Annotated in this window: 16 protein-coding genes; 6 read left to right on the forward strand and 10 right to left on the reverse strand. The window is 58.8% G+C overall.

The window, feature by feature from the left end:
- Positions 1-61 precede the first annotated feature (61 nt).
- The 3 genes from CFT68_RS05360 to CFT68_RS05370 all read left to right on the forward strand — a co-directional run bounded on the left by CFT68_RS05360 (position 62) and on the right by CFT68_RS05370 (position 2,925).
- The gene (locus CFT68_RS05360) at positions 62-292 is read left to right on the forward strand and encodes a hypothetical protein (protein ID WP_088842369.1); all 231 of its coding nucleotides are present in this window, start codon (positions 62-64) and stop codon (positions 290-292) included.
- A 97-nt stretch (positions 293-389) separates the two neighbouring features.
- Positions 390-1,805: a 4Fe-4S binding protein gene (locus tag CFT68_RS05365; protein WP_088842370.1), complete on the forward strand. Its 1,416-nt coding sequence runs from the start codon at positions 390-392 to the stop codon at positions 1,803-1,805.
- A gap of 208 nt (positions 1,806-2,013) precedes the next feature.
- A complete protein-coding gene (locus CFT68_RS05370; RefSeq protein WP_170934703.1) occupies positions 2,014-2,925 on the forward strand; it encodes a formylglycine-generating enzyme family protein in 912 nt (303 codons plus the stop codon).
- Between the two features lies 1 nt (position 2,926).
- On the opposite strand, the gene CFT68_RS05375 is transcribed toward CFT68_RS05370, so the two are convergent.
- The 3 genes from CFT68_RS05375 to CFT68_RS05385 all read right to left on the reverse strand — a co-directional run bounded on the left by CFT68_RS05375 (position 2,927) and on the right by CFT68_RS05385 (position 5,185).
- Positions 2,927-3,916 (reverse strand): alpha/beta fold hydrolase, encoded by a 990-nt coding sequence (locus tag CFT68_RS05375; RefSeq protein ID WP_088842372.1) that lies wholly within the window; start codon positions 3,914-3,916, stop codon positions 2,927-2,929.
- An 89-nt stretch (positions 3,917-4,005) separates the two neighbouring features.
- On the reverse strand, positions 4,006-4,566 hold the full coding sequence (locus tag CFT68_RS05380) for a hypothetical protein (protein ID WP_141106458.1): 561 nt from the start codon (positions 4,564-4,566) through the stop codon (positions 4,006-4,008).
- A gap of 121 nt (positions 4,567-4,687) precedes the next feature.
- Positions 4,688-5,185, reverse strand: a complete 498-nt coding sequence (locus CFT68_RS05385; RefSeq protein WP_317044096.1) for a peroxiredoxin — start codon at positions 5,183-5,185, stop codon at positions 4,688-4,690.
- Between the two features lie 152 nt (positions 5,186-5,337).
- Here CFT68_RS05385 and CFT68_RS05390 point away from each other — a divergent pair, with 152 nt between their 5' ends.
- The 3 genes from CFT68_RS05390 to CFT68_RS05400 all read left to right on the forward strand — a co-directional run bounded on the left by CFT68_RS05390 (position 5,338) and on the right by CFT68_RS05400 (position 9,072).
- The gene (locus CFT68_RS05390; protein ID WP_088842375.1) at positions 5,338-6,042 is read left to right on the forward strand and encodes a glycosyltransferase family 2 protein; all 705 of its coding nucleotides are present in this window, start codon (positions 5,338-5,340) and stop codon (positions 6,040-6,042) included.
- 78 nt (positions 6,043-6,120) lie between these two features.
- Positions 6,121-7,638 (forward strand): cellulose synthase family protein, encoded by a 1,518-nt coding sequence (locus CFT68_RS05395; RefSeq protein WP_317044097.1) that lies wholly within the window; start codon positions 6,121-6,123, stop codon positions 7,636-7,638.
- A 12-nt stretch (positions 7,639-7,650) separates the two neighbouring features.
- Positions 7,651-9,072 (forward strand): glycosyltransferase 87 family protein, encoded by a 1,422-nt coding sequence (locus CFT68_RS05400; RefSeq protein ID WP_088842377.1) that lies wholly within the window; start codon positions 7,651-7,653, stop codon positions 9,070-9,072.
- Here CFT68_RS05400 and CFT68_RS05405 read toward each other — a convergent pair.
- The 7 genes from CFT68_RS05405 to CFT68_RS05435 form a co-directional block, all read right to left on the reverse strand.
- Positions 9,041-9,988, reverse strand: coding sequence for a hypothetical protein (locus CFT68_RS05405; RefSeq protein WP_141106459.1), 948 nt, complete (start codon positions 9,986-9,988; stop codon positions 9,041-9,043). The genes CFT68_RS05400 and CFT68_RS05405 overlap by 32 nt on opposite strands.
- Positions 9,989-10,043: 55 nt before the next feature.
- The gene (locus CFT68_RS05410; protein WP_088842379.1) at positions 10,044-10,667 is read right to left on the reverse strand and encodes a TIGR04282 family arsenosugar biosynthesis glycosyltransferase; all 624 of its coding nucleotides are present in this window, start codon (positions 10,665-10,667) and stop codon (positions 10,044-10,046) included.
- Positions 10,668-10,747: 80 nt separating this feature from the next.
- Positions 10,748-11,404 (reverse strand): rhodanese-like domain-containing protein, encoded by a 657-nt coding sequence (locus CFT68_RS05415; RefSeq protein WP_088842380.1) that lies wholly within the window; start codon positions 11,402-11,404, stop codon positions 10,748-10,750.
- 128 nt (positions 11,405-11,532) lie between these two features.
- Positions 11,533-11,871, reverse strand: a complete 339-nt coding sequence (locus CFT68_RS05420) for an arsenosugar biosynthesis-associated peroxidase-like protein (RefSeq protein ID WP_088842381.1) — start codon at positions 11,869-11,871, stop codon at positions 11,533-11,535.
- A gap of 66 nt (positions 11,872-11,937) precedes the next feature.
- On the reverse strand, positions 11,938-12,483 hold the full coding sequence (locus tag CFT68_RS05425) for a heme NO-binding domain-containing protein (protein ID WP_212590364.1): 546 nt from the start codon (positions 12,481-12,483) through the stop codon (positions 11,938-11,940).
- A gap of 133 nt (positions 12,484-12,616) precedes the next feature.
- Complete coding sequence (locus CFT68_RS05430) at positions 12,617-13,510, reverse strand: anti-sigma factor (RefSeq protein ID WP_088842383.1); 894 nt, start codon at positions 13,508-13,510, stop codon at positions 12,617-12,619.
- Between the two features lie 2 nt (positions 13,511-13,512).
- Positions 13,513-14,070 carry an RNA polymerase sigma factor gene (locus tag CFT68_RS05435; RefSeq protein ID WP_245815283.1) on the reverse strand — a complete coding sequence of 186 codons (558 nt, stop codon included), beginning with the start codon at positions 14,068-14,070 and terminating at the stop codon, positions 13,513-13,515.
- Positions 14,071-14,167: the final 97 nt, after the last annotated feature.

Genomic DNA, 14,167 nt, shown 5'->3' on the forward strand with positions numbered 1-14,167 from the left:
ACCAGCAACTTCCGCTCGTATCTTCTGCTTTTCTACATCCCGATTCTTTCTTCCGAAGCACATGGATTTTTCCAAACTATATCGTCTCAACGCCCTCAACAGCTTTCAATACATTGCCTTGGTGGGCGTGGTCATGAGTGCTGGTGCTCAACTGGTTATCAACCTACTCAACCAACCAGAGCCGAAGGGCTATAACTGGCTGTACCTGTGCTGGTTTGTGCTGTATGTGCTGGGCTCATTGCTGAATCTGTTTGGCAAGCCTAATGATGGGCATCACCACCATCATCACTAAGCTGGCAGTGGCCTACAGCTGGCCACCTGCCTCATTTATTGCACGTTGCTGGCGCTAGGCCAGTGCCGCCCCTACTTGGTTTGCTCCTTCGTCAGCTATGCTTCCTTCGCTTTCCCTGCCCACTCCACCGCTGCCCACGGTATCTGCCACCGAAAAGCTCCTGCTGACGATCATCGGGCTGGGACTTTTGGCACTGCTGCCCGCCACCTTCGCCGCCGATGCCTGGCTGGCCCAAATGAGCCTCTACGCGGCTATGACCTTGGTAAGCATGGGCACCTTGTTGTGGGCAGCGCGCAAATTTGCGGGCAAGCCTGCCGGGGTGCAGCAGGATAATCTGTGGCTGCGCAGTAGCACCAGCCGGGGTGCCGTGGCCTGGCTCACGGCGGTGGTGCTCACGGGCTTTTATGTGCTGCTGTACTGGTTCAGCAGCCCCGATGAACAGGGAAATTTTGGGTTTCTCAATAGCCTGGTGCATTCCCTCGATCCGCTCAGCCAGGCCATTCGGCAGCGTCCCTCCGACCAGTGGTTTCTCTACGGCACGTTCTATACGCTGGCCATTCTGCTGATGGGCGGCCGCGCCCTCTGGAAGTACCGGCACTCACCGTATCAACGCATCCGGACGGCCTCGGTCATGTTCTTTCAGTTGGGGTTTGCCTGGCTATTGCCGGGTGTGCTGCTGGCTTTTCAGCGGCCCGAGTATTACTTCAGCTACTTCTGGCCCCTGAAATACGACTACCTGTTTCCGGGTACCGTGGGCTATCTGCTGAAGGATGGGGGCCCTGGCCTGGGCGTGTTTATGGTGTTCTGGGGCGCGGTCATGTCGTTTGTCGGCACGCCCATTCTCACCTATTTCTTCGGGAAGCGCTGGTACTGCTCCTGGGTGTGTGGCTGCGGTGGCTTGGCCGAAACCGCCGGCGACCCCTACCGCCACCTCTCCGACAAAAGCCGCGAAGCCTGGCGCTGGGAGGTTCGCATCATCTACCCCATCCTGGCCTTTATCGTGCTCGTAACGGTGCTGTTGTGGCTGGGGGTAGCCGGGACGTTGCCGGCCTGGTTCACCACGGTCCAACCTTCCTCCATCACCCTGTTCAGCAACCTGAGCCCGGTAGACGCGCTCAGCAAGTTCTACGGGTTTGCCATTGGGGCCGTGTTTTCGGGCGTAGTTGGGGTGGGCTTCTACCCCCTGATGGGCAGCCGCGTGTGGTGCCGCTTCGGGTGCCCGATGGCCGCTTACCTAGGCATCTTGCAGAAATATCTCTCGCGCTTCCGCATCACCACCAACGGCGCCCAATGCATCAGCTGCGGCAATTGCTCCAACGTCTGCGAGATGGGTATTGATGTAAAGCAGTACGCCCAGCGCGGCGAGCCCATCATTCGGGCCTCCTGCGTGGGCTGCGGGATGTGCTCCACAGTATGCCCCCGCGGCGTGCTCAACCTAGAAAACGGCCCGCGTGATGGCCGCTACCAAGGCTCCCAGCTGATTACGGCCGAAAGCCTGCGGATATTGAGCTAGTGGAAACGACTAGTTGGCAAGTACATTCACGCCACCAGGCTAAAGCTTGGTGGTACATTATAAAACAGTTTTTATGTCGTTTTCATCAGCCAGGCTGATTCTAAGCTCTATATGTTTATCTACTCTGGGTGCTTGTGCTGTTGGGCACACACCTAGCAGCAGTTTGCCGGGGAGCTATTCAGCCACCACGGGCCTCTCTACTAATGGCTTGCCGAATTGGGATCCCATACCGGGCCTCAACGATTGGGACGTCATCTATTTTCGGCAATCGGCTAACAGCTGCAAGGACACCTTTCTGCTCCCTCCGCTCAGCAAGTGGTCAGACCTGCGCTTGGGTCCTGGTATCGTTCCACTTAATAACTCTGGATTTGGCATCGATGAAGCAGAAATCTCCAATTTGGAATGGAAGTTTTTTCAGCAACAGACTACGCCCGATACAGGGCTAAATGAAGCCATGCAGCCATTGGCAGCTGCGCTACCAGTTCCCGAGTATTATGCCGACAGGTTTTACCACCGATACCCAGTCGTAGGAATCAGCTGGGAGCAAGCAGATGCGTTTTGCCGCTGGCGTAGCCGAGTTGTAACGGCAGAATATAATAAACTGTACAGCCACGCTGATTCGTTGAGCCAAGGGTATGTCCGCATACTATATCGGCTGCCTACGGAAGCGGAATGGGAAATTGCTGCCCAAGGACAAAGTGGCTTACCCTACGGCTCGAGTTGCTTAAACCAGCCTGTTCAGATTAACCCAAAGGCGGCCGATTACCTAAAGCGGCGCTCTGGTAGCCAGGAAACCAGCCAGCAGATTCGTGCTGATATTGAAAGCTACAACCGCAGCCAGCCGAGTCGGGTAATGATAAACTACGCTCAGAAGGAACCTTATTTTCTTCGTCAGACAACGCCAGGCTACGTTTGGCAGGGCCCGCCGAATGCCTTTGGCCTATACCAGGCACTCGGCAACGCCGCCGAAATGGTGCAGGAACAGGGCATCACGAAAGGCGGCAGCTACCTCGACCCACTGGAAGCCTGTACTATCAAAGCGCGCGGCTCCTACAGTGGGCCGGCGCCGCACATCGGGTTCCGGTGCGCGTCAGAGGTATCCTACCCCAACCGCAAATAGCCTACTTCACAAACGCCAGCAGCGCCTCCAGGAATCGAGGTGTAGCTTCGAGGTGCGGAATATGGCCTACGCCGACTAGTGGCACCAGTTTGGCGCCTTTTATTTGGGCGGCGTTGCGGCGGCCCAGCTCCGGATACTGGCCTAGCGTGGCCAGCACCTTCGGGTCTTTCACTAGGCCCTTGCCTACTACGGTGCGGTCGTCCTGCCCTATGATGAGCAGGGTGGGCACCGTTATGCGGCTGAACTCGTAGCTCACGGGCTGCTGATAAATCATGTGGAAGGTGAGGGCATTGGCGCGGGCCACCTGCGGAAAATCGGGGTGGCGGGTTTGGGCCGCCAGGGGCAGCAGCCACTCGTCGTGGGCTTTGGGGTAGCCGTGGGGGTAGTAGGTGGCGTGGTACTTCCGGATGCTTTCCTCGGTGCTTTTGCGCTCCGAAGCTTCGGCCTGATCAATGGTTTGGAAGGGCACGCCCACCCGGTAGTCTTCGAGGCCAATGGGGTTTTCGAGCACGAGCTTCTCCGTAGCCGTCGGGTACATCAGGGCAAAGCGCGTGGCCAGCATACCGCCTATGGAGTGGCCTACGATGACTGCCCGTTGGATTCCCAGGGTATCGAGCAGGTGCTTGGTGTTGTGGGCCAGCTGATGAAACGAGTAGTGGATATCGGGTTTGCTGGATTTGCCGAACCCGATTTGGTCGGGCACCACCACCCGGAAACCGGCCGCCGTGAGAGCCTTCACCGTTTCGCGCCAATAGGCCCCGAAGAAGTTTTTGCCGTGCAGCAGCAGCACGGTCCTGCTGTTGGCTTTGGCTGATGCGGGCACATCCATGTAGGCCATGCGCAGGGCTTGGCCCTCCAGCCGCAGCGGTAGGTACTTTACTGGAAATGGGTATTCGTAGCCATCGAGTGTGGCATTCAGGGGAGCCGGAGCAGTTTGGGCAGTGGCGGCGATGGTGCCGCACAAGGCCAGCAGCAGGAACAGAAATTTCATCAGGAAACGGGAGTAAACGAGGTAGAGCATACGCAATCCTCTGCCAACCGTTTATTCCTCCTGAACTGGCCTAGGCCACTCCCGCGAGCCTACTTCCCTTCCTTTTCGCGTTGCTGCCGGATGATAAGCTCAATGGTGCGGGTATCCTCATCACTCCAGATGACGCTGCGCACACTGTCCAGATCCAGCACGGTGTGGCCGTCGGGCTCGCCAAACTGCGTGTACACTTCCACCAGCAGCTCATCTTCCGCAACGCGCTCAATGTAGCCGTACAGGTCGTTATCGGCGTGGGTTTCCAGCTGCACCAGCTGGCGCACTTCCTTGGCCCGCTGGAGCAGCGCTGGCACCGTGAGATACTGGTTTTCGAGGCCATCGGGGGCGGCAGGCAGGGCGTACACTATCTCCGGGTTGTGCTCCTTGAACTCAATGAGGCGCACGTACTTGTCATCAAAGTGCACCTGCGAGATGCTGCCCACGCTGAGCGTCCGCACGCCCGTGAGCAACCCTTGCCGCGTGATGGTGCGCAACACCAGCATCTCGGGATTGTGGCTGAGCACGTAGCCCAGAAACATGCCGCCGCTAGATTGGATGGACACTACGCGCCGGCTGCGCTGCGCCCGTTGTAACATGTCGGTTAATAAGGCACCCATAAACTGCTAGAGAGGTAAAAAGACGCCTGACTTACCTAAAAGTCAGGCGGCAAATATACACCCGGCCTGCACCTGGCAAACACCTCGGCTAGGCCAGGCAAACGGCGCCAGAGAGGCCCAGCTAGGCCTCTGAGGCGGCACGAAGCTGCATCAGTACCTGCTTGGCTTCGGCTACGTGGTCGGTGGCACGGTCCAAGGAGTCGAAAATGTATTGAATGCGTCCTTCCTGATCAATAACAAACGTAACGCGGCCCGGCAACAGGCCTAGCAGCGCGCGCGGCACCTGGTAGTGCTTGCGCACCCGCGCGCCGGTGTCGGCTAGCAGCGGGAACGGCAAGCGGTGCCTCTGCGTGAATTGCTGGTGGGAAGTTTCGCTATCGGAACTTACCCCTACCACCTCGGCGCCCAGCTCCCGGAAGTCTTCGTACTGGTCGCGGAACGAGCAGGCCTGGGCGGTGCAGCCTGGCGTATCGTCTTTGGGATAGAAATACAGCACAATGCTCCGCTGCCCCCGCTGTTCGCTCAGCCGGAATGTATCGCCCGTGGTAGTTTTCAGGGTGAAATCAGGAGCAAAGTCGCCAATCTGGAGCATGGGGTGTAACGCAGGAAACAGGTACAAACAAGGCTGCAAACGGCTGCACGAACTAATTGTTCGGGTGTGCCGCCGCTGGCAAGGGCACAACGAACTCAACAGTGCATCTTTGCAGTGGTATACTGCCCCGCCGGGCTTCCTGTTCAGCGCCTGAATGGTAGGCCGGTGCCCCGCTTCGCATGACTTCTACCCTGCCCCTGATCGACGTTATCATTCCCGCTTTCAACGAAGAGCAGTCCATTGCCAAAGTGCTGGCTGAGATTCCGAAGGAGCTGGTCCGGGAGGTGCTGGTGGTTGATAACAACTCCTCTGACCGCACGGGTGCCGTAGCCGCTGCTGCTGGTGCTACCGTGTTGCGGGAGCCGCGGCCGGGCTACGGCTACGCCTGCCTGGCCGGCATGGCACGCTGCTTTGGTCGGCCCACGGCAGAGCAACCCGACATCATCGTGTTTCTGGATGGCGACTACTCCGATTTCCCGGCCGATATGACCGCGCTGGTAGCGCCTATTCTGCGGGGCGAGGCCGACATGGTGATTGGGTCCCGCGCTTTGGGCGAGCGGGAAGCAGGCTCGATGCTGCCCCAACAGATTTTCGGAAACTGGCTGGCCACTACCCTCCTGCGCTGGTTCTATGGCGCCCGATTCACGGACCTGGGGCCTTTTCGGGCCATCCGGAGAGAGGCGCTGGAACAGATAGGCATGCAGGATACCACCTATGGCTGGACGGTAGAAATGCAGCTGAAAGCCGCCCGCCTCAAGCTGCGCCATGTGGAGGTGCCGGTGCGGTACCGCCGCCGCATCGGGACCTCCAAAGTATCGGGCACCGTGCAAGGCACCCTGGGCGCCGGCTACAAAATCTTATGGACGATTTTCCGGTATTTGTAAGGCACGCGGCGGTCTGCTCCGCCTGATAGCGCGCCCCTACTTCAGCATTCATTCTCTCTGCTCATCTCGCCGTTTTTTGTGCCCACTACTTTCGTCTTGCTGCTTGTTGCTTCTCCTTTGATGCTCGGTCTGGAACTGCTGCTGGTAGCGCTTTACGGCCTGTGTCTGGTGTTCATTCTGAGCTTCAGCCTCACGCAGTTTCAGCTTACCCGCTTGGCACGCCGGGCCTACGGGCAGCCCCCCGCGCCCCTGCCGCCAGCCCCTGCCGAGTGGCCCCTCGTGACGGTGCAATTACCCATCTACAATGAACTATATGTAGTTGAACGTGTGATTGATGCCTGTGCCCGCCTACAGTATCCCCTCAACAAGCTTCACCTACAGATTCTCGACGACTCTACCGACGAAACGGTAGCCTTGGCGGCCGCGCGAGTGGCCTACCACCGGGGCCGGGGCCTGCGCATCGACCACGTGCGGCGCCCCACTCGCGAAGGGTTCAAGGCCGGCGCCCTGCGCCACGGTCTGGAGCTAACGGATGGAGAGTTCATTGCAATTTTCGATGCCGACTTCGTGCCGGAACCCGACTTTCTGGAGCGCACCATTCCGCATTTCCGGGAGCCCCAAACAGGCGTAGTGCAGACCCGCTGGGGTCACCTCAACGAGGAGTATTCGCTGCTCACGGAACTACAGGCGTTCGGTCTGAATGCCCACTTCTATGTAGAGCAGGTGGGCCGCACGGCGGGTGGCTACTTCATCAACTTTAATGGCACGGGCGGCGTGTGGCGGCGCACCTGCATTGAGGATGCAGGCGGCTGGCAATCCGATACGCTTACCGAAGACCTGGACCTGAGCTACCGGGCCCAGATGCGGGGCTGGCGCTTCAAGTATCTGCCGCGCGTGGTGGCTCCGGCCGAGCTGCCTGCCGCTATGGATGCTCTTAAGTCGCAGCAATTCCGCTGGACCAAGGGCGCCGCCGAAACGGCCCGCAAGCACCTGGGCCAGATGCTGCGCTCCTCTGAGTCGGTGGGCATCAAGATTCACGCTACGTTTCACTTGCTCAACAGCTCCGTTTTTGGGGCTATTCTGCTGATGGCCGTGCTGAGTGTGCCGCTGGTATATGTGCGCGCCGATCTGCCGGCACTGCAGCCCGCTTTCCAGATGGCCTCGGTGTTTCTGCTGGCCTTCGTGCCCCTCACTTACTATTACTACACCTCCTGGCAACTGGCCGCCCAAGACCGAAAGCCTACCGGCCCGGCGTTTCTGCCGCGCTTACTGCTGTTTTTGTCCGTGATGATGGGGCTGTCGTTGCACAACGCCCGCGCGGTGGCGCTAGGCCTGTGGGGTAAGCAGTCGGCCTTTATTCGCACACCCAAGCTCGGGCTGGTGCGGCGCCAAGGCACCTGGCAGGGCCGGCGGTACCGTACGGGCGGGCTGGATGGCCTCACGCTGCTGGAAGGCCTACTGGCCCTGTATTTCTTCTCGGGCTTGGTGGCGGGCGTGTATTTCCACGATTTTGGCCTGTTTCCGTTTCACCTCATGCTGACGGTGGGCTACAGCTTGGTGTTCTATTACTCCCTGCGTCACAATTCCCGGCAGTAGCCGGCGCCCCCCATGATACGCCCCGCTACTGGCCTACGCCCCGTTCATTGGTTGCTGCTGCTGTTGAGCTCGGGGGCCTATATGGTGCTGGCTTACGGAGTGCCACGCCAGGAGTTTGGGCTATTGCTAGGCCTGTTAGGAGTGGCCTTTCTGGCCTACGCGGGGCTGTGGCGCACGCGCCTGCCGTTGCGCGCCGGCCTGGGCGCCGCGCTGGTGCTGCGGCTGCTCTGGCTGCCCGCCCTGCCGGCCCTCTCCGACGATTACCACCGCTTCCGGTGGGATGGCCTGCTGGTGGCGGCTGGCATCAACCCATACCAATACCGGCCCGATGCCTTCGAGCTGCCAGGTAGCCCACCTCAAACCAGCACCAAGACTGGCCTACCAGATTCTTCCGCGCCACTGCAGCGCCATCCCTATCACCTGTTGTCTGTCCAGATACTGGAGCAGCTGGCCGCAGAATACCCACATCTGAACTCGCCCCATTACTACTCCGTCTATCCGCCGGTGTGCCAGGCAGTATTTGGAGCTACGGCCACGCTATTCCCCACTAATGCGCGAGCGGCGGTGCTCCTGATGAGGCTGATTCTGCTGGCCGCCGAAATAGCCACGGCCTGGCTGCTGGTGCGCTTGCTGCAGGCGTTTGGGCAAGAGCCGCGGGCTGCCCTGCTCTATTTACTGAACCCGTTGGTAGTGGTCGAGCTAATCGGTAACCTCCATTTCGAGGCCCTCGTGATTTGCCTACTTCTTCTGATGCTGTGGTGCCTCCGCCGCGGGCTGGTAGCCACGGCGGGCATGGCGCTGGGCCTGGCCGTGGCCACCAAATTCCTGCCCTTGCTGGTGCTCCCGCTGCTGCTTCAGCGGCTAGAGTGGCGGCGTTTTCTGCTGCTGGCAGGCACGCTGGGCGCTACACTGGCCGTGGTCTTTATGCCTTTCATCTCGCAGGAACTGTTCGTCAATATTGGTCAGAGCCTGAACCTATATTTCCGCAGCTTCGAGTTCAATGCCAGCATATATTATCTACTGCGGGCTCTAGGCCAGTGGTGGACCGGCTACAACGAAATTGCCTTCATTGGCCCCTCCCTAGCGCTAACTACAGCCGTGGGAGGCTTGCTAATGGCGGCCTTCGAAAGACACCTCACCTGGCCTACGCTGCCCCGCTGGCTGCTGCTGCTGCTCACGCTATACTTTCTGCTGGCTACCACGGTGCATCCCTGGTACCTCACGCCACTGGTAGCCCTAAGCGTGTTTACGCCCTACCGCTATGCGCTGGTGTGGTCGGGCATGGGCGTACTCTCCTATGCGGCCTACCAGACCTCAGCCTACACCGAAAACCTGTGGCTGTTAGGCCTGGAATACGGTGTTGTTATTAGCTTCCTGTTATGGGAGCTGCTGCAGCATAAGGCTACATCCGGGGCTGAGTTGCAGCAGCCGTAGTATCGGAGGGGGCGGGCTTTTTGGGCCAATAGGCATAGCGGCGCACTTCTTTCAGCAGTAGAGTGCGGCCATCCCAGGTGGTTTGCCGAAGTAACGTATTGGGATAGCGCTTGGCAAACCAATACACGTTTTTCTTTTGCGCATCCAGCGCTACTGTCACGCGCCAGGCTGGCTCCGAAGTAGTTTCCGTTTGGGCATCCTCGGTCTGGAACAGCGCTTGGTAGAGCGTAGGCGCCTTGGCCTGGCTGGTTTGCTGCAGCTCATACACGGGCACTACAAAGTTCGGTTTTCGCTCGAAGCGCAGGCTGCGCAAGGTGTAGGGCAGCGCATCTTCGAACAGCACCTCCCGCCGCAGCTGCCGGTGCCCGGCTCCCTGCCCATCCCAGTACGAATTATAGATCTGGGCGTACTGTAGCCCGTCATCGGTGATGGCCTTGAACGTGTTGCCGCACCACTCCTGCGAGGAAGTGGTCATCTTGTGGAGTATGGTGGGCTGGTCGCGACGGAAAAACAGCGAGGTCAGGAAATGGTACGGATAGTTCTCCGTAGAAATGGCGCAGAACTCGTTCACCTTCATCACCGGAAACAGGTCGCGGCGCTGGTAGTCATCAGTCTTGACGTTGAACTGCTGATTGAACTCTTCCTTAACCGTAATCAGCGTGTACTCAAATTTGCGGGCCTCCCCGTACACCACGCGCTCGGCCGCATAGGTGGCTACTTCGGCCAGGCCATCTTCCCACAGCGTATCCATTGCCCACTGCTGATTGAAAAAGCTTCCCCGGCGCGTTAGCACATTGTCGGTAGGCGCTTTGGGGGTGGGCTTGGGCTTTTGCGCACTATCAGAAGTACAGGCTGCCCCTAGGCCACTCAGGGCCACCAACAACATCCCAATGGGCACAATACTACTTCGACGCATGAGTGGAAAACAGTAAGAAGACGCGCTAGCATACGCGCAAACCACCCGAAAGTGTTTAGCTCGACTGTTTTTCTGATTCCTGCCAGGCCCACAGGTCCTCGGCGGTGTCTACATCGCGCAGCTCCGGGAGCAGGTGCACCTGCAGTCCCACGAGCTTGGCTGCCGCTAGTGTTTCGCTCAGCACTGCGCTGGTACTCCAGGGCTTATTCTCAAACAGCGTAGGCCATACCACTTTCATTCCCAACAGATAATAGCCGCCATCGGTAGCAGGGCCCAGCACTACATCATGGGTGTGCAGGGCGGTGTAGGCCTGTTCCAGATGTGCGGTAGTCAGGCCCGGGCAGTCGGTACCGATGATGACTGCGGCCGCGGCGCCTTTGGCAAAAGAATGCGCAAAAGCCGTTTGCATGCGGTGGCCCAGGTCGCCGGCTGGCTGCGGCAGGGGCTGGTAGCCAGCCCACGTATCAGATCGGTCGGCGGCGGGGCCGGCTTCGGCCAGCCATAGCCATTTGCGAACCGCCAAAGGGGCTGCAACTGCTTGGGTATGGGCCAGCAGCTCGCGGTAGACTTGCAACGCCTGCTCCGGGCCTATACCGGCTGCCAAGCGGGTCTTTACTTTGCCCAGCTCGGGATACCGTGCAAAAACCAATAAATCTTCTTTTTGGGCAGTATAATCCAAGGTGTTTGGGTTGTGGGTGGTGGGCAACGCCAGTGATAAAAGGTATGAGTGGTCTAGGCCTGCCGGCACTGGTAGTACGGCTACTTATAGGCGGCTTCGCCGCGCCGGAGCCAGGGCCGCCACAGCGCGGAGTACGGATGCACCTGAGCCGTAGGGCCTGCCTGGTTGTACACCGCGTGTCCCTCATTCACCCACTGGAAAATGCCGCCGTACAGGTTGCGCACATCTTTGTAGCCCAGGGCCTTGAGCCGCTCTCCCACCTTCTCGCTCCGCGCCCCCACTGTGCAATACACCACCACCGGCAGGTTGTGGGGCAGCGCCTGCAAATTGGCTGTTTCCAGGGCATCGTAGGGCACAAAACGCGCACCCTGCAAATGACTTACCTTGAATTCATCGGGGTTGCGCGTATCCAGGAGCACCACGCCTTGGGGGTTTTTGCGCAGCTGTTCGGCCAGCTCGGCGGGCTGAATGAGGGGCACAGTCTGTTTGTAGAGCAGGCCTAGCATACGGTCGTAGGCCGTCATGGAATGGTCGGCTGCGTTGGTGGAAGTCGTCTGGCTGCAGGCGCTGCTGGTTGCTAGCAACCCCAGCAGCAACAGGCCTAGCATCCGGCGCCGGACAGTAGGGCGTTGCGTAGCACCCAGCGCATGCGCTCCTGCAGCGGGTGCCTGGGCAAAAGCAGACTGCAGAAAGCCATTCTCAGCCAATGCCTTAGGCCCTGCGTGGAGAAACTTCATGATATAGTACAGATGAGAAAAGGCTTCGCGGATTTTTTTGGTAGGCCAGCGTCGGGCAGTAGCCAGGTCACGTTTTCATTTGTAGCTGACGTTGCTGTCAGCAGCCGGCCTACCTGCAAACCCCGGAATTACATGGAAAGCTCCTTGGCCTTGTTCATCATCTGCACTCCATGGACCAATGCGGCACCGCCTTTGATGGCCGCTGCTACGTGTACGGCTTCCATCATCTGGGCTTCATCGGCCCCTTTCTGTAGGGAATCAGTGGTGTAGGCATCAATGCAGTATGGGCACTGCACGGCGTGTGCAACGGCAAGCGCAATGAGGGCTTTTTCGCGCTCCGTAAGGGCGCCTTCCTTGAATACCTCGGCGTAATAGGCAAAGAACTTGTTGCCCATCTCTGGCTGCCATTCCGTGATGTTGCCAAATTTAGCCAGGTCGGCGGGGTTGTAATACGTGCTTTTTTCCATGGGCTGCGGTAGGCCACTTTTTGGAGTGGCCTGGTAAATGGTGTAAAGGGAAATGGTCAGAAAGACTTACGCTGGCTGTTGCAGCACCCGAATCCGGACTCGTTCGCCGTTTTCGCTGGTGGTCGGTTCCACGCTTATCTGGTCGGCCTCATCAAAGTAAGTGGCCAGGCCGCGCACAATGCCTACGGCCAGGGCGCCCATGCGGCGTTTCGAGACGTAATCGATGTACAGCTCATGGGGGGAAATGCGCGTGACATCCAGCACCGGCGGGGCATTTTCGGCGTGCTCACTGCGAACCTGCGCGTGCATCGTCAGCTCGGTGTGCTCAATCATGTCCAGGGTTTTCCACTCCGGCTGCACCAGGCGGCCATACATGTACATGAGGTCAGGCACCAGATATTCGCCGAATTTCTCATGCAGCTCATCAGCCGACACGCCGGTCATCTCGGCGGCCTGGCCTACCAGCGCATACATGTGCTCATCGGGATACACACTTTTGTGGTCGAAATCAACGGCCGACAGGTTGGCGGCTTCCAGCAGTCGGACCCAGGTACTATGGTCGTACTGGGTTTGCACGTAGCGCTTTAGAAGAGTGAAGATGGTTCCGTGCACGGCATCAGGCAAAAGCAATCGAGAAACGAGGAGCTAAGAAAGGCTTTTTGTGTCTTTTCCGCCCCTAGTCCAGAAAATAAGAAGAGCGGACCCGTTTACGGAGCCCGCTCTCTTATTCAACTGCTAAAAGGCCTTACATGTTGCCGATTACCGTCATTGTAGCCATCGTAGGATTCTCGCTGCCACCTGCGGGCTCTACCGTCATGGCAAAGGCCTGGGCGCTGGCAATGTCCTTCATCTGCTGGATGCTGTCGCCGGAAGCGGTAGCCGTAGCCAGCATGCCGGCATCTACGGGTTTGCCATTGTCGAGGGCCCACAGCTGATACTGCTTGCCTTCGGGCGGAGCCGGCAGATTCCGTACATCCACGTACACGTCCTTCGTTTTGGGGTTGTAGTACACGCGGGCCAGGGCATCAGGTGCTTTGGGTGTGCCTTTGAGCTCTACTGCCCGGAAGGCCGCATTGCGGAGCACTGAAAGCTGCTGGTCACGCTCGTTGAGGGCCGCGTTCTGGGTAGCTGCATACCGGGACTGCTCAGTTTGAGCAATTTCCAGGTTGGCTTCAGTTTGCTGTAGCTTATTGTACAGCAGAAAGTTGCCGATAGCACTTAGTACCAACAACGCTACGGATGCCGCAATCAGCAGCCGGGTACGGCCACTGCCAGATTCTGCCTGGGGCATTTGTCGCACAACGGCTTCGGCAGGGTCTGCTACCACCGGGACTGCTGGCTCAGTGGCCACCGCCTGCATACGGGGGGTGGCCGCTGGTTGCACAGGCGCCGCCGGAGCAGAGGTTTCCCGGATGGCGTTCTGCCAGCCGCTCAGTACCCGCTCACGCATCCCTTCTGGGGGCGTGATGGCGTGAGCTGCGGCATACACATCCAGACCGCGCACAATGTCGTCCAGCTCCCGGCGTATTTCCTGGTGCTGGGCTGCCAAGCGCTCCACCTCGGAGCGCTCCGACTCGTTCAGCACGCCCAGGGCGTACTCCTCGAGAATTCCGGATTCGATGTATTCCTGAATGTCCACAGCTATCGAATCAATTTGGAAAGTACTTTGATTGCCGCCCGCGCACGGGTTTTCACCGTACCCAGGGGAAGACTGAGTTCTTCTGCCACTTCGCTTTGCGTAAATCCGCCGAAATAAAGCAGGTCGACGATTTGCTGCTGCTCCGGATTCAGCTTGCGTGTCATCTCCTGCAGACCAATGTGCTCCGGCCGGAACGTAGGTTCAGCGGCCTGGCGCAGCGCTGCACTATCTTCTATGGGCTGCGTACGACTACCTACGCGGTACTGTCGGGAGCGGATTTTGTCGATGGCTAAATTTCGGCAAACATTCATCACCCACGTGAACAAACGCCCTTTACTGGCATCGTAGGAGGCAAAGGAATGCCATATTTTTACCATGGCTTCCTGCAGCACGTCTTCCGCAATCTCCTCTTTCTTCACGATGCGAAAAATCACACCGTAGAGAGCAGCAGCGTACTTATCATAGAAGATGGTCATGGCCGCCTCATCTCGGTCGCGCAGTCGTTGCACGAGCAGCGCTTCAGTTTCGAGGGCAATGGACTCTGGAGTAGTAGCAGACACAGGGCAGCAACTAAGGGAAGGGGAACGGCGTAGGAATGCCGGTCCCGCGAATGGGACGAAAGTACAGGATTCGCCTTTATTCCAAGCGTTGGTCTAC

This window comes from Hymenobacter gelipurpurascens (assembly GCF_900187375.1).
Classification (GTDB): Bacteria; Bacteroidota; Bacteroidia; order Cytophagales; family Hymenobacteraceae; genus Hymenobacter; species Hymenobacter gelipurpurascens.